Annotated in this window: 18 protein-coding genes, 1 other RNA gene, 1 pseudogene and 1 other annotated feature; of the genes and pseudogenes, 14 read left to right on the top strand and 6 right to left on the bottom strand. The window is 46.4% G+C overall.

The features are described 5' to 3' along the window. Positions 1 to 18 precede the first annotated feature (18 nt). Positions 19 to 507 (top strand): 3-isopropylmalate dehydratase small subunit, encoded by a 489-nt coding sequence (gene leuD, locus H8Z76_RS04530; RefSeq protein WP_022516338.1) that lies wholly within the window; start codon positions 19 to 21, stop codon positions 505 to 507. A 51-nt stretch (positions 508 to 558) separates the two neighbouring features. Here leuD and H8Z76_RS04525 read toward each other — a convergent pair whose 3' ends face one another. Continuing rightward, positions 559 to 1,356, bottom strand: coding sequence for a hypothetical protein (locus H8Z76_RS04525; RefSeq protein ID WP_022516337.1), 798 nt, complete (start codon positions 1,354 to 1,356; stop codon positions 559 to 561). 148 nt (positions 1,357 to 1,504) lie between these two features. On the opposite strand from H8Z76_RS04525, the gene thrC reads away from it, so the two are divergent. After that, entirely contained in the window at positions 1,505 to 2,998 is a 1,494-nt protein-coding gene (gene thrC, locus H8Z76_RS04520; RefSeq protein ID WP_022516336.1) for a threonine synthase, read from the top strand. A 194-nt stretch (positions 2,999 to 3,192) separates the two neighbouring features. Here the strand turns inward: thrC and H8Z76_RS04515 are convergent, their stop codons facing one another. Both H8Z76_RS04515 and H8Z76_RS04510 read right to left on the bottom strand, forming a co-directional pair. Beyond that, entirely contained in the window at positions 3,193 to 4,077 is an 885-nt protein-coding gene (locus H8Z76_RS04515) for a hypothetical protein (protein WP_022516335.1), read from the bottom strand. Between the two features lie 3 nt (positions 4,078 to 4,080). Beyond that, positions 4,081 to 4,458: a response regulator gene (locus tag H8Z76_RS04510; protein WP_022516334.1), complete on the bottom strand. Its 378-nt coding sequence runs from the start codon at positions 4,456 to 4,458 to the stop codon at positions 4,081 to 4,083. A gap of 169 nt (positions 4,459 to 4,627) precedes the next feature. On the opposite strand from H8Z76_RS04510, the gene H8Z76_RS04505 reads away from it, so the two are divergent. The 9 genes and pseudogenes from H8Z76_RS04505 to queA form a co-directional block, all read left to right on the top strand. Beyond that, the gene (locus H8Z76_RS04505) at positions 4,628 to 4,972 is read left to right on the top strand and encodes a hypothetical protein (protein WP_186981770.1); all 345 of its coding nucleotides are present in this window, start codon (positions 4,628 to 4,630) and stop codon (positions 4,970 to 4,972) included. Between the two features lie 65 nt (positions 4,973 to 5,037). Continuing rightward, complete coding sequence (gene deoC / locus H8Z76_RS04500) at positions 5,038 to 5,694, top strand: deoxyribose-phosphate aldolase (RefSeq protein WP_147618024.1); 657 nt, start codon at positions 5,038 to 5,040, stop codon at positions 5,692 to 5,694. Then, the gene (locus tag H8Z76_RS04495) at positions 5,694 to 6,110 is read left to right on the top strand and encodes a cytidine deaminase (RefSeq protein WP_207723096.1); all 417 of its coding nucleotides are present in this window, start codon (positions 5,694 to 5,696) and stop codon (positions 6,108 to 6,110) included. The genes deoC and H8Z76_RS04495 overlap by 1 nt, the downstream gene beginning before the upstream one ends. Positions 6,111 to 6,184: 74 nt before the next feature. Next, a non-coding RNA gene (gene ssrS, locus H8Z76_RS04490) (6S RNA) lies at positions 6,185 to 6,366 on the top strand. A 167-nt stretch (positions 6,367 to 6,533) separates the two neighbouring features. Then, the gene (locus H8Z76_RS04485; protein WP_186981769.1) at positions 6,534 to 8,777 is read left to right on the top strand and encodes a SpoIID/LytB domain-containing protein; all 2,244 of its coding nucleotides are present in this window, start codon (positions 6,534 to 6,536) and stop codon (positions 8,775 to 8,777) included. Positions 8,778 to 8,781: 4 nt separating this feature from the next. After that, complete coding sequence (locus H8Z76_RS04480) at positions 8,782 to 9,636, top strand: YihY/virulence factor BrkB family protein (protein WP_022516329.1); 855 nt, start codon at positions 8,782 to 8,784, stop codon at positions 9,634 to 9,636. A 37-nt stretch (positions 9,637 to 9,673) separates the two neighbouring features. Then, positions 9,674 to 9,896: a binding site (T-box leader), on the top strand. Between the two features lie 151 nt (positions 9,897 to 10,047). Beyond that, positions 10,048 to 11,067 (top strand): phenylalanine--tRNA ligase subunit alpha, encoded by a 1,020-nt coding sequence (gene pheS, locus H8Z76_RS04475; RefSeq protein WP_022516328.1) that lies wholly within the window; start codon positions 10,048 to 10,050, stop codon positions 11,065 to 11,067. 270 nt (positions 11,068 to 11,337) lie between these two features. After that, entirely contained in the window at positions 11,338 to 13,758 is a 2,421-nt protein-coding gene (gene pheT / locus H8Z76_RS04470; protein ID WP_186981768.1) for a phenylalanine--tRNA ligase subunit beta, read from the top strand. A 17-nt stretch (positions 13,759 to 13,775) separates the two neighbouring features. Then, positions 13,776 to 14,795 (top strand): annotated as a pseudogene (gene queA, locus H8Z76_RS04465) (tRNA preQ1(34) S-adenosylmethionine ribosyltransferase-isomerase QueA); the annotation flags it as partial. 283 nt (positions 14,796 to 15,078) lie between these two features. Here the strand turns inward: queA and aroA are convergent. From aroA to aroF, 3 genes are read right to left on the bottom strand one after another with little or no spacing between them, the layout of a single operon-like run. Beyond that, a complete protein-coding gene (aroA, locus tag H8Z76_RS04460; RefSeq protein WP_186981767.1) occupies positions 15,079 to 16,353 on the bottom strand; it encodes a 3-phosphoshikimate 1-carboxyvinyltransferase in 1,275 nt (424 codons plus the stop codon). 30 nt (positions 16,354 to 16,383) lie between these two features. After that, positions 16,384 to 17,481: a prephenate dehydrogenase gene (locus tag H8Z76_RS04455; protein WP_186981766.1), complete on the bottom strand. Its 1,098-nt coding sequence runs from the start codon at positions 17,479 to 17,481 to the stop codon at positions 16,384 to 16,386. Then, entirely contained in the window at positions 17,481 to 18,494 is a 1,014-nt protein-coding gene (gene aroF, locus H8Z76_RS04450) for a 3-deoxy-7-phosphoheptulonate synthase (RefSeq protein WP_022516323.1), read from the bottom strand. Before aroF ends, H8Z76_RS04455 begins: the two co-directional genes overlap by 1 nt. Before the next feature lie 316 nt (positions 18,495 to 18,810). On the opposite strand from aroF, the gene H8Z76_RS04445 reads away from it, so the two are divergent. From H8Z76_RS04445 to leuS, 3 genes are all read left to right on the top strand, one after another. Then, positions 18,811 to 20,901 (top strand): elongation factor G, encoded by a 2,091-nt coding sequence (locus tag H8Z76_RS04445; RefSeq protein ID WP_147618029.1) that lies wholly within the window; start codon positions 18,811 to 18,813, stop codon positions 20,899 to 20,901. Positions 20,902 to 20,940: 39 nt separating this feature from the next. Continuing rightward, entirely contained in the window at positions 20,941 to 22,248 is a 1,308-nt protein-coding gene (locus H8Z76_RS04440) for an InlB B-repeat-containing protein (protein WP_186981765.1), read from the top strand. Positions 22,249 to 22,389: 141 nt separating this feature from the next. After that, positions 22,390 to 24,801, top strand: a complete 2,412-nt coding sequence (gene leuS, locus H8Z76_RS04435; protein ID WP_186981764.1) for a leucine--tRNA ligase — start codon at positions 22,390 to 22,392, stop codon at positions 24,799 to 24,801. Positions 24,802 to 24,810: the final 9 nt, after the last annotated feature.

Genomic DNA, 24,810 nt, shown 5'->3' with positions numbered 1-24,810 from the left:
TAGGAGGTAAGTAGATAGATGAAAGCACATGGAGACGTATTTAAATTTGGAGATAACGTGGATACCGATGTCATTATTCCTGCGCGGTATTTAAATTCTTCCGAGCCAAAAGAACTGGCGGCTCACTGCATGGAAGATATCGATAAGGATTTTGTGAAAAAAGTAAAAAAAGGCGATCTGATCGTTGCAAATAAAAACTTTGGCTGCGGTTCTTCCAGAGAACATGCGCCGATCGCGATCAAGGCTGCTGGGGTAAGCTGTGTGATCGCGGAGACTTTCGCACGTATTTTTTACCGGAATGCGATCAATATCGGACTGCCGATCATTGAATGCAAGGAAGCGGCAGAAAATATTGACGCGGGAGACGAAGTGGAAGTTGATTTTGACAGCGGCATGATCTATGACAAGACCAAAGGAACCTCCTATCAGGGGCAGGCGTTCCCGGAGTTTATGCAAAAGATCATTAAAGCTGAGGGACTGATCAACTACATCAATCAGAAAAACTAAAGAAAAAAGCTGCCAAAAAGGAGGAATCCTTTTGACAGCTTTTTCACTGTTTTATGAAAAAGAGGCAAGATAAGTGAGGTATTTTTCCGGCAAAACCAGGTCTGCATAAAGTTCCGCGTACTGGCTTGGCGAGAGAAAATCGATGTAATTGACCGGAAATTCCCGGTGAATCCCCGCATCTTTTGCGAGATCGCATGCCTTGTTATATGCGATGGCGGCGAGATAGTCGCTTTCATAGGTGCCGAGAGAAAAGTATCCGTTGATATGTATCTTCGCCTGATAAGAGATCTTTCCGCCTGCCTGCAGCATATTCACACCGGCGTAGGGGTTGATGATCATGATATTGGAATACCGGTAATCGGAGAAATCTTCATTTACGAACCGGAAATCTTTTCCGGGAACCCCGTGGCTTTTGATGCCGTAGCGGGAAAGAATATTATACTGCATCCCATAATCGCTTACGAACAGATGACCGCCACGTTTCTGGATCCGATGGCTGGAATAATAAAACAGATCATCGATATCGAACTTTAAGATCAGTGTGGGCGAAAGAAAATATTCAAAATAATTTCTGCGCAGGTAGATCGGTGTCTTGATGTAGACCCCGTTATCCCGGAAATTCATAAGGGTGACCGTCTTGTCGAAAGATAAAACACCACGGTGCGCAAGTGCGTGCTCGAAAGAGACCGACGGATCCCGCAAAAGGGCGTCGGCTTTCTGATAAGCCTGGTTTGCGGTATCTTCGGACGCGTAACTGCCGAGACTGATATGCTTGTTCTGATAGGTGATGCTGGAACGGTAATAGATGGTTCCGTCTTTTTTTGTCGCGGTATAAACGCCTGGGAGCATAAGGTTAAAGTTCCTCCTTGGTAGTATCTTTGGTTATTATTATACCACACATTTTAGGTTTTTGGATTGACAGAAGAAAAGCCTTTATTTATAATGAAAAACAGTACGAATATTTAGAATAATACTTAGGAAAGAAGAGGATGAGAGAATGGATTTAATTTATTCAAGTACACGAAATGCAAAGGAAAAGGTAACTGCTTCCCAGGCTATCTTAAAGGGACTTGCAGATGACGGCGGATTATTCGTGCCGGATCGTATCCCTTCTTTGGATGTGACGATAGATGAACTTGCTGATATGAATTATCAGGAGACTGCATACGCGGTCATGAAACAGTTTTTAACAGATTTTACCGAGGAAGAGTTAAAGGACTGCATTCAGAAAGCATATGACAGCAAATTCGATACAAAAGAGATCGCTCCGCTTGTAGAATCAGACGGCGCCTATTATTTAGAGCTGTTCCACGGCCCGACGATCGCTTTTAAGGATATGGCATTATCCATTCTGCCTCATCTGCTGATCACAGCGGCACGCAAGAATCAGGTAAAGAACGATATCGTGATCCTGACAGCGACTTCCGGAGATACCGGTAAGGCAGCGCTTGCAGGTTTCGCGGATGTCAAGGGTACCAAGATCATCGTATTTTATCCGAAGAACGGTGTGAGCCCGATCCAGGAAAAACAGATGGTGACACAGAAGGGTGACAATACCTATGTAGTCGGCATTCATGGAAACTTTGATCAGGCACAGACCGGTGTGAAAAAGATGTTCCAGGATAAGGAACTTGCCGCGCAGATGGATGCTGCGGGCTTCCAGTTCTCATCCGCAAACTCTATCAATATCGGACGTCTGGTTCCTCAGATCGCTTATTATGTATATGCATACGCAAAACTGTACAAAAAAGGTGAGATCGCAAAGGATGAAAAGATCAATGTGGTAGTACCGACCGGAAACTTCGGAAATATTCTCGCTGCGTTCTATGCAAAGAATATGGGACTTCCGATCGCAAAACTGATCTGCGCATCCAATGAAAATAAAGTACTGTTTGATTTCTTCCGCACCGGAACTTATGATAAGAACCGTGAGTTCATGCTGACATCTTCTCCGTCCATGGACATTCTGATTTCAAGCAACCTGGAGCGTCTGATCTACCGTATCGCCGGAAATGACGCGGCAAAGAATAAAGAGCTGATGACTGCACTGACTTCTGACGGCGCTTATGCGATCACAGAAGAAATGAAAGAACAGCTTGCTGATTTCTACGGAAATTATACAAGTGAAGCGGAGACAGCAAAAGTGATCTGTGACCTGTATGACAAGACCGGATATGTGATTGATACCCATACCGCAGTAGCAGCTGGTGTTTATAAGAAATACAAAGAAGAGACCAAAGACACAGAGACAAAGACGGTGATTGCTTCCACAGCCAGTCCGTTCAAATTTACCAGAAGCGTTATGGATGCGATTGATAAGGAAAAATACGATTCCATGACAGATTTCGAGCTGGTAGATGAGCTGAGCCGCATCGGACATGTCGCAGTACCGAAGGCGATCGAAGAGATCCGTACCGCGAAAGTGTTACATGATACTGTATGCGAAGTGGCTGAAATGCCGGAAGTTGTAAAGAAGTTCCTTGCAATTTAATAAAAGGTGAGCGTTGAAACAGAGACGAAATACGCTTTGCGCATTCCGCTCTGATCAGCGGCCGTCAAATGGACGCTCGTACAAGCACCGTGTCCATTTTCCTCGTCGCCATTACAAAAGATAACCCCTGTGATTCCAAAGAAGCGGAATCACAGGGGTTTCGTTTACGTCTCTATTTTTATTTAAAATCTGTGTTAGAAAGAAAACAGAAAATTTATCGTTCCAAACGGATAAATGACCGGAAACAGATAGGCGTTCTGGCTGAGAGAGAGTACGTCGTAATGATGGATTTCCGGTGGATCCAGTGTCAGTTCGATTGAAAAATCATTGGAAAGATTTACGTTGTAAAGTCCGTTGTGCAGGTTCAAGAAATCCTCCAGTGAAGCTTTTACATATTCATCAAAGTCCTCAAACTGCTCGTCTACATAGCGGGAAGCAAAAGCAACCGCGGTGTTCGGATCGATATCAAGCGCAGAAGTCATAGAGAGTGTATCATTGTGTGTCTTCTGGCTGATGCAGTAGTTGGTCGGATATTCCGGACAAGGGATCGGATTTAACGTGGTAAAATCCTCGCCGATAAAACGAACCAGATTGTTGAACAGGAGATAGAGGTAATGGATCGCCTTGTCTGCCTGCGGATGGTTGGAAAAACTGCAGTAGTTTTTCAGCATATTCGTGACAACTTCTTTTTTCTCGGTTGCCATATCAAGGTCGTAGATCTCATATTCCGACTGATAGTCCACAATCAGGTTCTCAAAATCTGTGTTGGTCAGAATGCCCTGTTCGATCAGGATCTGTCCCAGAAGAAGATAGTCCGGTTTTTGCATCTTTAACAGGCTGTTTACCTGTTCCTCGGTCATATAACCGCCCTGTACGGCGAGTTCACCGAAGCGTTTGTCTTCATGGGTCTGCATGATGATAATGTTGTCAGCCTCGCTGGCAGTCATATAGCCGGCGTGGATGGCAAGAGTTCCGAGTTTTATGTGCGTGGTAGATTCTTCCTTGATCGCATTGATGAGCTGTTCTGAAGTGACAACTCCGCGGCTGAGAAGAAAATTACCGAAAAATTGTGTATACATAACTTATCTCCCTTCAAATTTTACGGAAAGAATCGATTTTATCTGATCCGTATTCAGAGGCTTCTGGATGAAATCTCGTGCGCCTGCCTCAATCGCGTTTCGAAGCTGAGTCTGGGTACCAACCGAAGATACAATGATGATATATGCATCCGGATCAATTCTGCAAATTTCAGAAACAGCGGAAATACCGTCCTTCTGTGGCATAACAATATCTAAGAATACGATATCCGGTTTTTCAGCTTTAAATTTTTCAATTGCTTCCTGCCCATTTGCAGCTTCGAAAAAATGCTTGCCGCCAAATGTAGTCAAAACGTCTTTTAACTGTTTTCTCGCAAGAATAGAATCGTCTCCGATTAAAATTTTAGCATCTTCAAGTTTCATGTAGATATCTCCTTCAAATATAGTCAAAATACTTTCTGATATGTAAGTATTTTACAATAAAATCAGAAAAGTTTCAATCTTTATATCGAAATAAAAATAAGATTGCAACCCATGGTGACAGAGATTATAATAGAATTCGAAATGTGAGAGAAGAGAGGGCGGAAGAAATATGGAAGGAATCAATGTCGGATTGCTGCTTGATGTTTTTCTGATCGTGTTTGGCGGGTACCTGGTCTACGTAGCACGAAACATGAAAAAAACAGGAAAACCGGGAAACATGCTGTTAGATGCGGAGGAGCTTGCCAGATGCCGTGACAGCAGAAAAATGGCAGAAGAAGTGGCGCGTTATATGCTTCCGTTCGGGGCAGAGACGGTTCTCTGCGGGATAGCCGGTACCGTCAATATGATTTTTTATAAGAGCAACCGGTTAAATACCGTGATATTATTTGCATTTTTGATCGTGTGCCTGTGGTTTGTCACAAAATTCCGGCATATCAGGGAAAAATTTCTATAAAGAAACCGCTGGAAAAGAGAATGGAAATATTATAGAATAGTAAAACAGGCGAAAGGAGATTGGAAATGAACAAAGAAGAATTATACCGTTATGTGGATCATACAGCTTTAAAGGCATTTACTACCTGGGAGGAGATCGAGAAACTCTGCGACGAAGCGGTTTCTTATCATATGGCATCCGTGTGTATCCCAAGCTGTTACATTAAGCGGGTACATGATAAATATGGGGACAAACTGCCGGTCTGTACGGTAGTGGGATTCCCGCTTGGAAACTGCAACACCGAGAGCAAGGTGGCGGAGACCAGACAGGCACTTGCAGATGGAGCTTCGGAGATCGATATGGTCATCAATATCGGGGATGTAAAAAACGGAGCATACGATAAAGTAGAACAGGAGATCGCACTGTTAAAGAAGACCGTCGGCGATAAAGTGTTAAAGGTCATCATTGAGACCTGTTACCTGACGAAAGAGGAAAAGATCGCGATGTGCCATGCCGTAACAGAGGCAAAGGCAGATTTCATCAAGACTTCTACCGGATTCGGAACGGGCGGAGCAACGTTTGAAGATGTTGCGCTGATGGCAGAGCATATTGGAAAGGATGTAAAGATCAAGGCTGCGGGCGGTGTGCGCTCCAAAGAAGATATGGAACGTTACATTGCGCTTGGATGCAGCAGGATCGGAACAAGTTCGGCGATCAAGATGTTAGAAGGAAGCGAAGCATAATGAACAATTCTGTGATATCGCGTGAAACGCTGATCGAGGAAGCGTATGAGGCAAAAAAGAATGCCTATGTTCCGTATTCCAATTTTCCGGTCGGAGCTGCGCTTCTGACAGAAGATGGAAAGATCTACCGTGGCTGCAATATTGAAAATGCGGCATACACGCCGACAAACTGCGCGGAACGTACCGCTTTTTTTAAGGCAGTATCGGAGGGAGAACGGAGATTTCGTGCCATTGCGGTGGCTGGAAATACCGGAGATTATCTGTTCCCATGCGGAGTATGCAGACAGGTTATGATGGAATTCTGTGATGAGGCTTTTGAGATCATTGTCGCACGGGACAAAAGTGATTATAAGGTCTTTACGCTTGCGGAGCTGTTCCCGGGAAGTTTTTCTGCGGATGATTTGAAAAAAATATAAAAGGAAGCAGAAATTCCCACGAATTTCTGGTTGCGAAAATACACATATTAAAGTATAATAAGAGCAACAAAAGACAATGCCTGGGATGTGCGATACCCCTGCTTTTTTGAACCTACATTTACTTTTATGGGACTCTTATATTACTGACCGGATGTCAGGCCGCCTCGTATCAGTGGAAGGCAGAACGTCAGCTGCGGATACCCACCTAGCGTTCGCTAGGAGTCAAAATTGCAGGAAACGGCATTTTGGGTTTTTGAAAAAACATAAGAAAAAGCAATCAAGAGACACAAATGATGGCATAAAGTACGAAAGAGATCATATAGATTACAAAAGAAGTTGTACAAAAGATAACTTACACAGGATAAAAGAAGCTGCTTGTCATAAAGCAGCTTCTTTTCATGTAATGTGGGTGTGAGGAGTTTTATGGGAAGAATAGGGAATATCGGGCGAAATGGCAGAGTGGACGCAAAAAAGGTGAAACTTTGCATACTTTTGGCAGGATGTGCGTTTTTACTGCTTGCCGTGTTAAAGACAGAATACAAAGAGAGAGATCTGAGTCAGTGGAATGATGCGTATCTTGGAGCAGATGAGGCAATACAGATGCTCACTTTTTCGGGCTACGAAAAGAGTGAGTGGGAAGAACTTCTGGATATGAAGCAGGACCGTGAACTGAAATTCGTGGATGTGAAAAAAATACTGGAACATCTTGGAGCCACGGAGTATGTTACATATCAGAAAGAAGGGGATGCGAAAGCAATCGATCGTAAGACGTGGTATGACATTTACGATCAGCTTCTGGAGCTTTTGGATACAAATCAGAAGGTGAACTGCACGCCATGCCTGATTTTGAAGAAAGACAGCAAAGAACAGCAGGTACAGACGCAGGATGGAAGTTATTCTTATCTGGTGCCGGATGACTTCCTGGAGGAAACGGAAGGATATCTCTGTTATCTCTACGAAAATACGATCATCGGGCTGAAACGGGAGAAAGGGCTTGAGGTTGTTCTGCCCAATGTATATTTCGAAGGCGTTTCACAACAAAAGGCGTCGGTAGTTTTTGGCGGTCAGACCTATGAATTCCCGTTAGAAGAAGCGGGGGAAGATCTTTCTGGTACAGTCTGTGATATGCACTTTAGGGACGGAGAGATCTTTAAAATAGACAGAAAGCAGGAGACGATCACCGGAAATCTTCTGACGGTGGATGAACAGAAAATCGAGATCGATGGCTATGGCCCATTGAAACGGGCGAAAGTGCTGCCGGTCTATAAGACATATGGAACCATAGAGCAGAAGGATGTTTCGGATATCGTGATCGGAAATATGAATGTCACCTATGTTGTGGCGGGGGATGAGGTGTGCGCGATCCTGTTAAATCAGCCGGCGAATCTTTCCAATATCCGTGTCCTGCTCTTAGACGGGGACGGAACCGTTTACCGGGACGGCGTGTGGATCACCTGTGACGGAGAATACCAGGTCGTTTACGGTGAGAATACGGCGGCTTACGGCGGAGGAACACTCTTTGACGCCGCGTCATGTCTTACGGAGGCGGGGGATGGCTATGTGCGTATCGATGCCGTGAATGGAAATGAGATGTATCTTGCGGATGCGTCCGGCAGCCGGATCTCCTACGGATATGAGGGCGGTTTTGAGGTGCGCCGCTATGCGGAGGGCTTTGTGGTGATCAATGATGTGCCGATCGAAAATTACCTCTACCAGGTGGTGACGAGTGAGATGCCGGCCAATTATCAGCCGGAGGCATTGAAGGCACAGGCGGTCTGCGCGAGAAGCTATGCCTACCGTCAGCTTTTGCAGAGTGAGTATGCGCAGTACGGAGCGCATGTGGATGACAGTACCAATTATCAGGTGTACAACCGGCAGGAACATACTGACATTGCAAGAACCGTAGTAGATGACACCTGCGGGGAAGTCATGACCTGCGGCGGGGAGATCATAGAAGCGTTCTATTTTTCCACGTCCTGTGGCATGACGCAGGATGACTGTGTGTGGAATAATGTGATCGCGGATGATTATCCGTTCCTCAAAGTGACACGGGTATCCGCCGATCAGACGCCGCTTGCGCTTTCGGATGAAGCGGCCTTTTATCAGTATATTACAGGCATCGATGATTCCTGCTTTGATGTGAGCAGCCATTTTTTCCGCTGGAGTACGACCGCGAAACTGACGGATGAGCGCATGGAGCAGGCAAGACAGGTGCTTGCGGTGCGAAAAGAGATCAAGCCGGAAAATATTCTGCTCTATGACAGCAGTGGAAATCCGACGGATACAGTGTCCGGACTTGGAAAACTGTTTTCCATGCAGATCAAAGCAAGAGGAAACGGGGGCGCGGTGTTAGATCTGGTGCTGACCTACGAAAACGGAACCGCGGAAGTGCTTTCCGAATATAATATACGCAAAGTGCTCGGTTGTCTGGTGGATGATGTGCATCTTCTCGACGGGACAACACAGAAGATGGCGATTCTTCCAAGTGCCTGCTTTACCTTTTCGTATGATGAAACAACAGGAACATATACCATATACGGAGGCGGTTACGGTCACGGCGTCGGTATGAGCCAGAACGGAGCGGAAGGAATGGCAGAGCTTGGATACAGCTATAAAGATATCTTAAACTTCTTTTTTAAGGATATCGAAATTGAACCGAAAGGATAAAAACATGATTTGGAGTATCATAAAAAATGTACAGTATTTTCTGAAAAAGGCGCGGGATGATCATATCAACGCGTTTGCGGCGCAGACGGCATTTTTCATCATTCTGTCGTTCATACCGTTTATGATGGTGTTCAGCTCCATGTTAAGGTATACACCGATCACGGAAGCGATGCTGTTAGAAGGGATCACACGAACCATGCCGGACTATATCGCTCCGCTTATCCTGACGGTGGTAGATGAAGTTTACGGAAATTCGATGGGACTTATCTCGGTGACGGCAGTGGCGGCGATCTGGTCGGCCGCGAAAGGGATCCAGTATCTTTCGGACGGACTCAATTCCGTAAACGGGGTGGATGAGACGAGAAACTGGCTCGTGCTGCGCATCCGGGCGATCTTTTATACGTTTATATTTCTGATCCTGATCCTGGTCATGTTACTGATCCTGGTGTTCGGAAGTTCGGTAAAGCGGATGGTGGTGCAGTATGTTCCGGTTACGGAAGAGATCGCGAATAAGCTTTACCCGTTCCGCTTTCTGATCATTATCTTTACGTTGATCGCAATGTTTGCGATGGTATATAAAGCGCTGCCGAACAACAAACCGGCACTCTGGGCACAGCTTCCGGGTGCGGCGATCAGTGCAGTGGCATGGTATGTCTTTTCGCTTGGACTTTCGATCTATGTGAAATATTTTAACGGATTTTCGATGTATGGAAGTCTGACGACGATCGCGCTTTTGATGCTGTGGCTTTATTTTTGTATCTACATTTTCCTGCTCTGTGGAGAGGTGAATGCTCTTTACGGTAGATATTTTTCCGCATGGGTCCGTATGCGCAGGGAGCGGAGAGCGAAAAGGGGTTGAAGTTTCTTTTTTCATGTGATACACTAAAATATGTATGAAAAAGGCTTGGAAGGAGACCACGTAGTCTGCTAAACATTCGACAGAGAGGGAATATCACTGGCTGGAAGTATTCCCGGGATCAGGTGGCAGATGAATTTCACTCTGGAGCCGTGCCGTTGAACCTTGCAGTAGGCGGTGCCGTGTCGTGCGCGTTAAGCATATGCTAAGAGTCTGAGTATTCAGGAAAAAGGGTGGTAACGCGGAGCATCTTCGTCCCTAGCGGGGTGAAGCGTGCTCCGCTTTTTGTAATGGCGATAAGGAAAATGGACGCCGTGGCTGCATGACCGTACATTTGAGATCGCCGATCAGAGAGAAATGCGTAAAGCGCATTTCATTGCTGTATGGCAGAGAAAAGAAAAAAGGAGAACTATTATGAAAGAAAAACTTCAAAAGATTAGAGAAGAAGCGATTCGCCAGATCGAAGGATCCGATGAACTGGGCAAGTTAAATGATGTGCGTGTCGCATTCCTTGGAAAAAAAGGAGAACTGACCGCAGTATTAAAAGGTATGAAGGACGTAAGCCCGGAAGAACGTCCGGCTGTAGGACAGCTGGTAAATGAAACCAGAGAGAGCATTGAAAAGAAACTGGAAGAGACCAGAAAGAGATTGGAAGAAAAGGAACTGGAACTTCGTCTGAAGCATGAAGTGATCGATGTGACACTGCCGTCCAAAAAGAATCTGGTCGGACACAGACATCCGAATACCATTGCGCTTGAAGAAGTAGAACGCATTTTTACCGGTATGGGATATGAAGTTGTCGAGGGACCGGAAGTAGAATATGATTACTATAACTTTGAAGCGTTAAATATTCCGGCAAATCATCCGGCAAAAGATGAGCAGGATACCTTCTATATCAATGACAAGATCCTGCTGCGTACCCAGACTTCTCCGGTTCAGGTGCGTATGATGGAACAGAAGAAACTGCCGATCCGTATGATCGCGCCGGGAAGAGTATTCCGTGCGGATGAAGTGGATGCGACACATTCACCGTCTTTCCATCAGATCGAGGGAATGGTCATTGACAAACATATTACATTTGCGGATTTAAAGGGAACCCTGCAGGAGTTCGCAAGACAGCTGTTTGGCGCGGATACAAAAGTAAAATTCCGTCCGCATCATTTCCCGTTCACCGAGCCGAGTGCCGAGATGGATGTGACCTGCTTTAAATGCGGCGGAAAAGGATGCCGTTTCTGCAAAGGAGAGGGATGGATCGAGATCCTGGGCTGTGGTATGGTACATCCGAAAGTCCTGCGCATGAGCGGAATAGATCCGGAAGAATATTCCGGCTTTGCGTTTGGTGTCGGTCTGGAGCGAATTACATTATTAAAATACGAGATCGATGACATGCGTCTTCTTTACGAAAACGACGACCGCTTCTTAAAACAATTTTAGCGAGCAACGAGCAGGGCAGACCCGCAGCGTATTTTGAAAACCGGCGCAGATTTATCTGCAGGCGTTTTCAAAATGCGCTGTGGGAAGGGTTGTCCGGCGACTGCCGGACAACCCCGGAAGATTTCAAAGAAAGATTCCGGGGACTGCGCGAAGGATAGAAGAGCAGGAAGATTTCGAAGAAAGATTCCGGGGGCTGCCTGAAAGGTGGAAGAGCAGGAAGATTTCGAAGAAAGATTCCGAAAGAAATAGAAAAACAAGGAGAGAACCAAAATGAATACATCATTAAAATGGATCAAAGATTTAGTGCCGGGACTTGACTGTACCGCACAGGAATATATGGATGCCATGACATTATCCGGCTCAAAGGTAGAAGGATACACCAGACTGGATGAAAATCTGGAAAAGATTGTGGTTGGCCAGATTAAAAAGATTGAAAAACACCCGGATGCGGACAAACTGATCATCTGCCAGGTGGATATCGGACAGGGAGAGCCAATCCAGATCGTGACCGGAGCACCGAATGTCAGAGAAGGGGACAAGGTGCCGGTTGTCTTAGACGGCGGACGTGTTGCCGGCGGACATGACGGAAGCGTGACCGAAGGCGGGATCAAGATCAAAAAAGGCAAACTGCGTGGCGTGGAATCCAACGGCATGATGTGCTCGATCGAAGAACTCGGATCCAACCGTGATATGTATCCGAAAGCACCGGTAGAGGGAATTTATATTTTCGATGACACCGCAGTTGTCGGCGCAGATGCAGTAAAGGAACTCGGACTGGATGATGTTGTCGTTGAATATGAGATTACATCCAACCGTGTGGACTGCTTTTCCATGCTTGGAATCGCAAGAGAAGCGGCAGCAACCTTTGGAAAAGAATTTGTACCGCCGGTTGTGGAGAAAACCGGAAACAGCGAAGATGTCAATGATTACATCAAAGTTACGGTAAAGGATTCGGATCTTTGTTCCCGTTATACCGCAAGAGTGGTAAAAAATATCAAGATCGCTCCGTCACCGGAATGGATGCAGCGCAGACTTGCGGCACAGGGCATCCGTCCGATCAATAATATCGTAGACATCACAAACTATGTCATGGAAGAGTATGGACAGCCGATGCATGCCTATGATCTGGATAAGATCGAGGGAAAAGAGATCGTAGTGCGCCGTGCCGAGAAGGACGAAAAGTTCGTGACCCTCGACGGACAGGAACGCACGCTGGATGATTCCGTGCTGATGATCTGTGATGGCAAAAAGGCCATCGGCATGGCAGGTATCATGGGAGGAGAAAATTCCATGATCACGGATGATGTAACAACCATGCTTTTTGAGGCGGCATGCTTTGACGGAACCAATATCCGTCTTTCCGGAAAGAAAGTCGGAATGCGTACCGATGCGTCTGCAAAATTTGAAAAAGGACTGGATCCGAACCTTGCGATGGAAGCAATGGACCGTGCGTGCCAGCTCATCGAGGAACTGGGTGCCGGTGAAGTGGTAGGCGGAGCAGTTGACATTTATCCGGTCAAAAAAGAAGGCACAAGGATCCCGTTTGAACCGGAAAAATATAATCGTCTGCTTGGTACGGATATCGCACCGGAGACGATGCTTTCCTATTTCAAAAAGATCGATCTGGGTTATGATGAGAGCACCAACGAAGTGCTGGCTCCGTCCTGGAGACAGGATCTCGCGTGTGACGCGGATCTGGCAGAGGAAGTGGCAAGATTCTTTGGATATGCCAACATTCCGATGACACTGCCGAGTGGCGAAGCAACGACAGGAAAACTTCCGTTCAAGCTCCGCATTGAGAGCATGGCGAGAGAGATTGCGGAATTCTGCGGATTTTCCCAGGGAATGACCTATTCATTTGAAAGCCCTAAGGTATTTGATAAGCTGTTATTACCGGAAGACTCCAAACTGCGTCAGACCGTAACGATCGCGAACCCGTTAGGAGAGGATTTCAGTATCATGCGCACAAGTTCTTTAAACGGTATGCTGACATCCCTTTCTACCAACTATAACCGCAGAAACAAAAATGTACGTCTCTACGAGCTTGGAAATATCTATCTTCCGAAGCAGGTTCCGGTTACGGAACTGCCGGATGAACGGATGCAGTTTACACTTGGTATGTACGGAGACGGTGATTTCTATACCATGAAGGGCGTCATCGAAGAATTCCTGTACAAAGTAGGAATGAGAAAGAAACCGGAGTATGACCCGAATGCAGGCAGACCGTATCTCCATCCGGGACGTCAGGCAAATGTTATTTATGATGGAACAGTCATCGGTTATCTCGGGGAAGTACATCCGACCGTAGCGGCAAACTACAATATGAAAGACCGTGTTTATATCGCGGTGATCGATATGCCGGAGATCGTAAGCCGTGCAACATTTGACCGCAAATACGAGGGAATCGCAAAATTCCCGGCAGCTACCCGTGACATCAGTATGCTGGTTCCGAAGGAGATCCTTGCCGGAGACATCGAAAAGGTATTTGATGAAAAGGGCGGAAAGAACCTGGAAAGCTATCAGCTGTTTGATATTTATGAAGGAGCACAGATCCGGGGTGGTTATAAATCAGTTGCATATTCTCTGGTATTCCGTGCAAAAGACCGGAATCTTGAGGAAGCAGACATTTCCGGTGCAATGGATAAGATCCTGAAAGCTCTGGAAAATATGGGCATCGAGCTTAGAAAATAAAGAAAGAGTAAGGGAACATGGACGTAAAGGAATTTGATTATGATCTTCCGAAGGAACTGATCGCGCAGGATCCTCTGGAAGACCGTTCCGGTTCCCGGCTTCTTGTGTTAAAAAAGAAACCGGGAGAAATGGAACACCGTATTTTTAAGGATATCAAAGAGTACTTAAAGCCGGGGGACTGTCTGGTGATCAACAATACCAAGGTAATTCCCGCAAGGCTTTATGGTGTGAAAGAAGGAACTGAGGCAAAGATCGAGATTCTGCTTTTGAAGCGCCGGGAAAATGATATCTGGGAAACACTGGTAAAGCCTGGAAAAAAGGCAAAGCCGGGTACAAAAATATCTTTTGGAGACGGAATCCTGACCGGAGAAGTTATTGATATCGTAGAAGAGGGAAACCGTCTGATTCAGTTTCATTATGAGGGGATTTTTGAAGAGATCTTAGACCGGCTCGGACAGATGCCGCTGCCGCCTTACATCACTCATCAGCTCAAAGACCGCAACCGTTACCAGACTGTGTATGCAAAGTATGACGGATCTGCGGCTGCACCGACAGCGGGGCTTCATTTCACGAAGGAACTGCTTGCGGAAATAAAAGAGATGGGGATAGAGATCGCGGAGGTGACGCTTCATGTCGGTCTTGGTACTTTTCGGCCGGTCAAGGAGGATGATGTGCTGGAGCATCATATGCACTCTGAATTTTACCGGATCGAGCAGAAAGAGGCAGATAAGATCAACCGTGCGAAAAGAGAGGGACATCGCGTGATCGCGGTTGGAACGACCAGCACACGGACGATGGAAGCAGCAGCGGATGAGCAGGGCTTTCTTACCGAAAAGAGTGGCTGGACGGAGATTTTTATTTATCCGGGCTATCGTTACAAAGTGATCGACGGACTTATCACAAACTTCCATCTGCCGGAGTCGACGCTTGTCATGCTTGTCGCTGCACTGACCGGGCGTGAGAACATTTTAAATGCTTACCGTGTGGCGGTAAAGGAAAAATATCGTTTCTTCAGTTTTGGTGATGCCATGTTTCTGGAAAACCGGGAACTTTTGTACAATCCGGACGCAACATACAATTCCTGTTTCTTTGATGAACAGGGAGAACTCTGTGTACCGGAAGAAGAGTATGAAAAAGCAGCAGCGGATTATAAAAAGCAGAAGCTTGTTGATACGAAGGCCGCGTGGGATGCTTATCATAAACCGGAATGGAGTTATGACAGATCCAAAGCGTGGTGTGAAGAACACTCGGCAAATCATAGATTTTAAAAAAAGAGCAGTTTCCTTTTTGGGAAGCTGCTCTTTTTAGCGATAAGAAAAATTATAACCGGTTTAAGTCGTGATAAAATTCCGGATAGGAAATATTGACACATTCTCCGTCTTCAATCTCACAACTTCCGCCACAGGCGAGTGCCGCAACCGCAAAAGACATGGCAATGCGGTGATCCAGATGGGAATGGATCTGTGCCGGATGAAGCGCACGACCGCCGCGAATGATCATTCCGTCTTCGGCAGGGGTGACATCACCGCCCATAGCCAGCAGATTTTCGGTAACAGTATCGATACGGTTGGATTCCTTGACTTTTAATTCTGCCGCGTCACGGATCGTGGTCGTACCGTCGGCAAAGGCAGCCATGACGGCGATGACCGGAAGCTCATCGATCAGTGTCGGGATGATCTCCCCTTCGATCGTGGTTCCGTGCAGGGAAGAAGTGCGCACAAGAAGATCGCAGACCGGCTCGCCGGAGACCGTACGGCAGTTTAATCGTTCGATATTGCCGCCCATAGCGTCCGCTACCCGTAAAATACCGTCTCTGGTCGGATTGATGCCGACATTTTTGATCAATACTTCAGAATTCGGTACGATGAGTCCTGCGGCAATGAAATAGGCAGCAGAAGAGATGTCTCCCGGGACTTCGATCTTCTGACCGCTTAAAACCGGCTCAGGCTGGATGGATGCGGTAGTTCCATGGGAGGAAATATCCGCGCCGAAAGCTGAGAGCATAAGCTCGGTATGATTCCGGGAAAGCACCGGTTCGGTAACAGAAGTTTCGCCATCTGCATAAAGACCTGCCAGAAGTACACAGGATTTTACCTGCGCGGAGGCAACCGGGGAATCGTAGTGGATCCCTTTTAATTTTTTTCCGTGGATCGTAAGCGGCGCACAGCCGTTTCCGTTTTCGTTCGTGATATCTGCGCCCATCCGGGTGAGTGGGGTAATGATCCGGTTCATCGGACGGGATTCAATGGAAGCATCTCCGTCCAAAACAGAAGAAAAGTCCTGACCGGCGAGGATCCCGGAGATCAGTCTGGTTGTTGTTCCGCTGTTTCCGACATCGAGTGTCTGCGCCGGCGCTGTAAGGCCATGCAGTCCTTTTCCGTGAATGCGGATCGTATCGTGGTCACGCTCTATCGCGATTCCCATATTCTGAAAACAGGCGATCGTAGAGAGGCAGTCGGCACCCTCTAAAAAATGGGTTACCTCTGTCATGCCATCTGAGATAGAACCGAACATAATAGAACGGTGTGAGATGGATTTGTCACCTGGGATCGTTACTTCTCCGTGAAGGGAAGATTTTGCGTGGATTTCTATCATATCAGTGTATCCTTTCCATTCGATAAAACATTAACGTTCGTAAACAGTATAATGATATTTTTTTAACAGGTCAATGGCTGTGTTTAAGGCGTCCTGTTCATACATCTCAATATGGAGAACGCCGTTTTCAAATTCCCTGTTATGGAGAATGCCAATATTTTTGATACTCAAATTGTTGCTTGCGAGGATCGTTGCGATCGTGGCAATACCGCCTGCCTCGTCGATCAGGTCACAGTAAAATTCGTATACTTTTTTGATCGGGCCGGATTTTGCGATCGTAATGGAATCGCGGTAATCTTTGGCGGCGGAAAAGAAATCGAAGATCTTTTCGGTATCCTTATTTTCAACCAGAGCGCGTATATCCCCAAGAGCATCTGTGTAGCGGTCGATCAGCTTTAAGATCTGATCCCGGTTGGAAAGACAGATATGCTGCCACATGACAGGAGAAGAGGATGCGATTCTTGTAATATCACGAAAACCGCCCGCCGCGATCGTTTTCATCGTCTCATCGTCATTATCGATCGAAGAGATAAGATTGACGAGTGTGGCGGCAATGACGTGCGGCAGATGACTGATGGACGCGGTCGCGTAATCGTGTTCCTCGTAGCCGAGGATCAGCGTCTGCGCACCGAGTGACGCAATGTACTGCTGAAAAGCGTGCAGCGTATCCGGCGCAGTCTTTGCCGTCGGGGTCAGGATATAATATGCGTTTTCCAAAAGATAGGAAGTGGCGTTTGCGTATCCGGTCTTTTCCGAACCGGTCATGGGATGTCCGCCGATAAAAACGTCTTCCATATCAAGTTCACAGACTGCACGGTGAATGTCGCCCTTGACACTTCCGACATCCGTGATAATGCAGCCCTTCTTTATGACAGACTTCAACTGCTTCAAGTAAATGAGATTCTGTTTGACCGGACAGCATAAAAAGATCAGATCGCAGTCCGAAAAATCGGAGACAGGAAGCAGCTCATCATTTTTTATTGTGTGATCTGCATATGCTTCCGCGACCGTGGAGCGATGTCCTGCGGTCGCGATCATTTCTGTGTCCGGATAAATACGTTTGATGGTCTTTGCAATGGAGCCGCCGATCAGGCCGAGTCCGATAAAACCGATCTTCGAAAACTCCATTACAGTGTCCTCCCGGCGAGTTTCGCGTATGGACGGATGTGTTCCATAACAGAGTCAAACTGTTCAAAAGTAAGAGACTGCGGACCATCGGAAAGCGCGTGAGCCGGATCATTGTGAACTTCGATCATAAGTCCGTCCGCACCGCAGGCAACAGCTGCCTTCGCAAGCGGCTCTACATAGGAGCGCACACCGGTGGCATGGCTAGGATCTACGATGACCGGAAGATGGGTGCGTTCTTTTAATACGCATACCGCGCTCAGATCCAGTGTGTTTCTGGTGGATGTCTCGTAAGTACGGATACCGCGTTCGCAGAGCGCAACATTCTGGCTTCCGGAAGCCATGATGTACTCAGCAGCATTCAGCCATTCATCGATGGTGGCAGAGAGACCGCGTTTTAAGAGAACCGGAAGACCGGTTTTTCCGACTTCTTTTAACAGTTCGAAATTCTGCATATTTCTTGCGCCGACCTGAAGCATGCTGACATATTTTACTGCAGATTCTACTGCATGCGCGCTTGTAACTTCACAGATCGTTGCAAGACCGGTCTCATCGGAAGCGGTCTTCATGTATCTTAAACCTTCTTCCTCAAGTCCCTGGAAAGAGTACGGGGAAGTACGCGGTTTGTATGCGCCTCCACGCAGAATGGTGGCACCGGCTTTTTTTACCGCTCTTGCGATGCACAGTAACTGTTCTTCTGTTTCAACGGCACATGGGCCGGACATGATCGTGAGGTTGTCCGGACCGATAAAAGTATTCTTCACTGCAAAGGATGTCGGTTCCGGATGGAATTTCTTGTTTGCGAGTTTGTAGCTTTCGGTGATCGGAACGACCTTCTGAACAGAGTTCTCGGCTGCGATCGCGTCAACATCGAGCTTTGTCTTGTCACCGATCACACCGACGATCGTAACTTCCTCGCCGACGGAGAGATGGGTCTTTAATCCTGCATTTTCAATTTTTGCGACAATCTTTGTGACATCGTCTTTTGCTGCATCCTGTTTCATTACAATAATCATGATATATATACTCCTTTAACATTTCGTAGTCTTTTGTCAGTTACTACTATACGGATTTTTATTTCGTAAGTCAACACTTTAAAGTGAAAAAGTATTGCGCTTGACGTTTACAGATTGTTCATAATGTAGCAATACGGAGGAAAGAAATAAGTAGTATTCTACATAATAGATAGAGAAAAATTATTCACCAAAAAATAAAATTAGATATTTTGCATAATTATATTGAAAAAGTATCTGGAATTTAGTAAAATATACACATAAAATAAATGATAGAGATGGATATCATATATCATGAAATATGTGGGAGGTATTTACTATGAATGTTTACACAACGGACAAAATCAGAAACGTAGTTTTACTTGGACACGGCGGATGCGGAAAAACAAGTCTGGTAGAAGCGATGGCGTATCTTTCCGGAAAAATTACCAGAATGGGAAAAGTTGAGGATGGGAATACCATAAGTGATTATGATAAAGAAGAGATCAACAGACTTTTTTCGATCAATACATCGATTGTTCCGATTTTATGGGAAGACAATAAGATTAATATTTTAGATACACCCGGATATTTCGATTTTATCGGAGAGACGGAGGAAGCAGTCAGCGTCGCGGATGCCGCGATCATTGTTGTATCCGGAAAAGCCGGGATCGAGGTCGGCACCAGAAGGGCATGGGAGATCTGTGAAAAATACAGACTGCCCCGGATGTTTTTCGTAACGGATATGGATATTGACAGCGCAAGCTTCAGACAGGTAGTGGAAGATCTGCAGCAACTCTACGGAAAACGTATTGCACCGTTCCACCTGCCGATCCGAGAAAATGAAAAATTTGTCGGTTATGTCAATGTTGTGACAAAAACGGCAAACCGCTGGAATGAAAAGGGCGATGTACTGGAATTCGAGGTTCCGGATTATTCCATGGCAAATCTGGATATCTGCCGCGACGCGCTGATGGAAGCGGTTGCGGAGACCAGCGAGGAATTTATGGATCGCTATTTTAATGGTGAGGAATTCTCGGAAGACGAGATCCGGCAGGCACTCCGTGTCAATGTTTCGGACGGAAGCATTGTTCCGATCTCCATGGGATCGAACCTTCTGGCACAGGGTATGTATACACTGTTAGACGACATCATAAAATATCTGCCGAGCCCGGATAAACGGGTCTGCACCGGAATCAATGTAAAGAACAATGAAGTTTACAATGCGGATTATGATTTCGCGAAACCGAAATCAGCGTATGTGTTTAAAACGATCGCGGATCCGTTCATCGGAAAATATTCTCTGATAAAAGTAAATTCCGGTGTGTTAAAACCGGATGATGTGCTCTATAACCACCACAAAGACGCGGATGAAAAGATCGGCAAGCTGTATGTGATGAACGGCAGTAAGCCGGAAGAGGTAAAGGAGCTGCATGCAGGAGATATCGGAGCACTGGCGAAACTTACGGTTACGGCAACGACGGATTCCCTTTCTACCCGCGCAAATCCGGTAGTATATTTAAGAACCAGCATTTCAACGCCGTATACGGCAAAACGTTATCTGGCGAAAAACAAAGGGGATGAAGATAAGATCTCCCAGTCACTCCAGAAACTGATGGCGGAGGATCTGACGTTAAAGGCAGTCAATGACAGCGAGAACGGACAGACGCTTTTATATGGAATGGGAGATCAGCATTTAGAGATCGTAGCTGCAAAACTCAAAAACCGTTACAAAGTGGAGATCGAACTGAAACGGCCGAGAGTTGCGTTCCGTGAAACGATCTTAAAGAAAGCGGATGTGGAATACAAATATAAAAAGCAGTCCGGAGGACATGGCCAGTACGGACATGTAAAGATGACCTTTGAACCGTCCGGCAACCTCTCGGAGGCATATGAGTTCTCACAGACCGTAGTCGGAGGAGCGGTACCGAAAAATTATTTCCCGGCTGTGGAAAAGGGAATCGAGGAAGCGGTTAAAAAAGGACCTCTTGCAGCTTACCCGGTAGTCGGGGTCAAAGCGGTACTGTATGATGGCTCCTACCATCCGGTAGACTCTTCGGAGATGGCATTTAAGGTTGCGGCAGGCCAGGCGTTCAAAAAGGGCTTTATGGAGGCGTCTCCGGTTCTGTTAGAGCCGATCGCCACATTAAAAGTGGTTGTGCCGGAGATCTTCACCGGAGATATCATGGGAGATCTGAATAAACGCAGGGCAAGAGTGGTTGGAATGAATCCGAAGGAGGATGAAAAACAGGAGATCGTAGCGGAGATCCCGTATATGGAACTGTATGGATACAATACCGATTTACGTTCCATGACCGGAGGACGCGGAGATTACTCCTATGAATTCGCAAGATATGAGAAAGCACCGGCGGATGTACAGCAAAAAGAAGTAGAGGAAAGAGCAGGAAAGGCAGAAACAATGGAATCATAAAACAAGTTCCGGCATCATAGGAAAGGCAGGCGCATGGATATGAAAAAAGAAAGATCTTTATTCGCAGTATTTCTGATCATGGTATTTTTACTTGAAGCGGCAGACACTGTCCAGGCATGTGACGTGACACCGTCCGTTGCTTTCGGGGAAGACTATGGGATTGAAATCTGCACCGATGGAAATGCGTCTGCCGAAGATGGAACTTACCGGGTAAACTACATATTAAACGGCGGAGTCAACATCTGGATGAACCCGGATTTCTACGAGGAAGAAGATCTGCCGATCACACTGCATGTACCGGCGCGAAGCGGTTACAATTTCGCAGGCTGGTATCTGGAAAGCAATTACCGGACAAAAGTGACACAGCTGACCGAAGATACCCTCGGAGATGTGACACTGTTCGCGAAATGGACCAGAACGATCGATGATGAGAGCAGTGTGCAGATGTATTCCTATAATACCGGATCTTCCATAAGCGGTACGGATCGTGAGTTAAAAAACTGCGAATATTCTTTTTTACAGCAGATCGAAATTCCGGGAATGCCGTCAACCAGAGAGGAAGACTGGATCAGTAACCGTATTTCCGACACGAACCAGTGTCCGCAGGGCATCTGTATGACCGATGATTACGTTATGGTGACAGCGTACAGCGTTGGAAAAAAAGAAGTGGGATCGTTACATGTGTTTGACCGGGAGACCGGAGAATATCTCGTCACTCTCGGCATGAAAAAGGAAAGCCATCTGGGGGGTATCACATTCGACGGAAACAGCCTGTGGGTATGCCATTCCGACAATCAGACCTTAGAGCGGATCCCGTATGGATTCGTCAAACGTCTGGCAGACCAGAAGCTCCAGTCGTGTGTGGATTGCAGTGACTCGATCACAGCATATAAAGTGGCAAACCGCCCGTCCTGCATCACTTATTATGACGGAAGACTTTATGTCGCGACGGAAACGCGTTTCTTTAATTCCAAAATGATCGCTTACCAGTTTGACGGCGAAAAATTACAGCAGAAGGAAGAATACCGGATCCCGAACAAAGTGCAGGGGGTTGCGTTTGATGAGGATGGAACGGTGTTTATGAGCACTTCCCATGGCAGAACAAAATCCTCTTATTTAAAGGTATATGATTCACTTCGCACCATGGACGAAAAACCTACAAAGCCGTATGTCAAGGTGGAAATGCCACCGTGTTCCGAGGAGATTGAGATCGCGGACGGAAACATTTATGTATTGTTTGAATCTGCCGGAGGAAAGTATTTTGAAGGAACGGACGGAAACGGAACGAGTATTTCACCGATTGACAAGATTCTTGCGATAAACGCAAGCTCTTTCTTGACAAATTGATTCGGTGTGATAAAATTTGAAAGGTGTACATGGATTGTCATGTACACCTTTTGTGTGAGTATTTCCTGACGGCAGAAAAGAGTGCTGCTGCCAGAAAAAAGAAATATACAAATTCCGAAAAAATGCAGGAGGAAGTTAAAAATGGCAGAACCTTATAACCACAGAGCGGTGGAACAAAAATGGCGTAAGATCTGGGAAGAACATCCGGTCAACGTCAATGATGGCAAAAAGCCGAAATATTATTGTCTGGATATGTTCCCGTATCCGTCCGGAAACGGATTACATGTCGGACACTGGAGAGGATATGTGATCTCTGATGTGTGGAGTCGTTACAAGCTCTTACACGGATATTATGTGATTCATCCGATGGGATGGGATGCCTTCGGTCTTCCGGCAGAAAATTACGCGATCAAGATGGGCGAACATCCGTCGAAATCCACAGCGGACAATATCGCGAACATCAAGCGTCAGATCAAGGAGATCGCGGCAGTTTACGACTGGGATATGGAAGTAAATACCACAGATCCGAATTTCTATAAATGGACACAGTGGATCTTTGTACAGATGTTCAAAAAGGGACTTGCCTATGAGAAGGAAATGCCGATCAACTGGTGCCCGTCCTGTAAGACCGGTCTTGCAAATGAAGAAGTTGTAAACGGAAAATGCGAACGCTGCGGCGCGGATGTTACCAAGAAAAATTTAAAACAGTGGATGCTCAAGATCACAGCATACGCGGATCGTCTGCTTGCAGATCTTGACAAGCTTGACTGGCCGGAGAAAGTAAAGAAGATGCAGACTGACTGGATCGGAAAATCTCACGGCGCAGAGGTTGATTTTAAAGTAGACGGAACCGACAAAAAGATCACGGTCTACACGACAAGACCGGATACCCTGCATGGCTGTACCTTTATGGTTATGGCACCGGAGCATGCAATGGCAAAAGATCTGGCAACGGATGAGACGAGAAAAGCGGTTGAGGATTATATCTATGAGACTTCCTTAAAGTCTTCCGTAGACCGCTTACAGGGCAAGGAAAAGACCGGTGTGTTCACAGGCTCCTATGCGATCAACCCGATCAACGGAAAGAAGATCCCAATCTATCTTGCAAACTATGTACTTGCGGATTACGGTACCGGCGCGGTAATGTGTGTACCGGCGCATGATGACCGTGACTTTGAATTCGCGACAAAATATAATATTCCGATTATTCCGGTTATTTCAAAAGACGGAAATGCAATGGAAAATATGACAGAAGCGTACACAGATGCTTCCGGTATCATGATCAATTCCGGTGACTGGAACGGCATGGAATCAGCGGTACTGAAAAAAGAAGCACCGATGATGATCGAGAAGATGGGCATCGGAAAGGCAACAACCAACTACAAGCTGCGTGACTGGGTATTCTCCAGACAGCGTTACTGGGGAGAACCCATCCCGATCGTACACTGCCCGGACTGTGGTTGCGTGCCGGTACCGGAAGAAGAGCTTCCGCTGCTTTTGCCGGATGTAAAATCCTATGAACCGACCGGAACCGGAGAATCACCGCTTGCGGCGATCGATGAGTGGGTAAATACGACCTGTCCGAAATGTGGAAAGCCGGCGAAACGTGAGACCAATACCATGCCTCAGTGGGCTGGATCTTCCTGGTATTTCCTGCGTTATGTAGACAACAAGAACGATAAGGAACTGGTTTCCAGAGAAAAAGCGGACAAGTATCTGCCGGTTGACATGTACATCGGTGGTGTGGAACATGCGGTACTGCATCTTCTGTACTCCAGATTCTACACAAAATTCCTGTGTGACATCGGAGTGATCGATTTTGATGAACCGTTTATCAAACTCTTCAATCAGGGTATGATCACCGGAAAGAACGGAATCAAAATGAGCAAGTCCAAGGGAAATGTCATTTCCCCGGATGATCTGGTCAGAGATTACGGCTGTGACGCGTTAAGACTGTATGAGCTTTTCGTTGGACCGCCGGAACTCGATTCCGAATGGGATGACAGAGGTATCGATGGTGTATACCGTTTCATTACCCGTTTCTGGAAGCTTGTGATGGAACAGAAAGATGCCGGAGTCGAAGAGACAAAGGAACTGGTAAAGATCCGTCACCGTATGGTTTACGATATCACAACCCGTCTGGAGAGCTTCAGTTTGAATACCGTTATTTCCGGTTTCATGGAATATAACAACAAGCTCATCGATATGGCGAAAAACGGCGGCGTAGATAGAGAAACTTTAGAGACCTATGTAATTTTACTTGCTCCGTTCGCACCGCATATCGCAGAAGAACTGTGGAGCCAGCTCGGTCATACGGATTCCGTATTCCATACTTCCTGGCCGGCATATGATGAAGCGGCAATGGAAGATGATGAAGTTGAGATCGCGGTTCAGATCAACGGAAAGACCAAAGCGACCGTTACACTTGCAAAGGATGTGGCGAAAGATGAGGCGCTTGCGGCAGGAAAGGCTGCACTGGGCGACAAACTGACCGGAAATATCATAAAAGAAATTTATGTACCGGGCAAGATCATCAATATCGTAGCGAAATAAAAATAAAAG

It is taken from the genome of Roseburia yibonii (assembly GCF_014297335.1).
GTDB lineage: Bacteria > Bacillota > Clostridia > Lachnospirales > Lachnospiraceae > Roseburia_D > Roseburia_D yibonii.
The sequence above is the reverse complement of the archived record's forward strand: the minus strand, read 5'-3'. Positions and strand labels throughout refer to the sequence as shown.